The sequence below is a fragment of the Psychrobacter sp. 1U2 genome (assembly GCF_051847575.1).
The window spans coordinates 1-926 of sequence record NZ_JBPYDC010000637.1 but is presented as its reverse complement, the minus strand read 5'-3'; the positions used below and the strand labels follow the sequence as shown (position 1 = coordinate 926).

Here is a 926-nt window from a genome sequence, read left to right as displayed (position 1 = left end):
AAGCAGCAGGCGTGGCTCAAAACATTTTGGTCGATAGAGCCAAACCTAACGACCCCAATCCTCTGGTACCTGGTAATACGACGAGCGTTAACGCCTCTATTCGTCAAGATTGCCGTCAGCGCGTTTTTATCACCACACGTGACGCGCGCTTGATTGCATTAAGCGCTGAGACGGGCGTTATTTGCCCCGGGTTTGGCGGTGATGATGGTACGGTCAATCTGTGGCAAGGGATGCCTAATATCTCCCCTGGCGCTTATTATAGTACCTCGCCCGGCCTTATCGCCGATGATGTGATCGTCGTTGGCGGCGCTATCAATGACAACGTGTCTACCACCTTGCCATCAGGCGTGGTTCGCGCTTTTGATCTGGCGACAGGCGAGCTGGTGTGGAACTTTGATGCCGCAAACCCAACAGCGACCGCGCCCATTGCTGATGGCGAAACCTATACCGAAAACGCGCCGAACAGCTGGAGCGTGTCAAGCTATGATGCAGACCTGGGTCTGGTCTATGTGCCCTTTGGTGTCGGCTCGCCTGATCAATATGGCGTGGGCCGCTCAGAGGCTGAAGAGGAGTACTCAACCTCCATTACCGCGCTTGACGTCGCAACGGGTGAGCCGCGCTGGACCTTCCAAACGGTGCATCATGACTTATGGGATTACGATGTGCCGGCTCAGCCAAGCTTGATTGACTTGACCATTGAGGGCAAAAAAGTGCCCGCACTGGTGCAGCCCACCAAGCAAGGCGAAGTGTTTGTGCTTAACCGCGCCACAGGGGATCCTGTGCTGCCAGTCGAGGAGGTCGCGGTACCACAAAGCGGCGGTATCGAGGGCGAGCCGTTATCACCCACGCAGCCGGTCTCAAAAATCTCTTTTGCACCCAAAGAAGTCACCGGCGCGCAGATGTGGGGCATGACGCCAGTCGATCAG

Annotated in this window: 1 protein-coding gene; it reads left to right on the top strand. The window is 56.3% G+C overall.

Features of this window, described 5'->3' with window-relative positions; translation table 11 throughout:
* Positions 1 to 11: 11 nt before the first annotated feature.
* Positions 12 to 926, top strand: a 915-nt coding sequence (locus ACS8FD_RS17770) for an outer membrane protein assembly factor BamB family protein (protein WP_439276825.1), incomplete at its 3' end; no start/stop codon positions are given.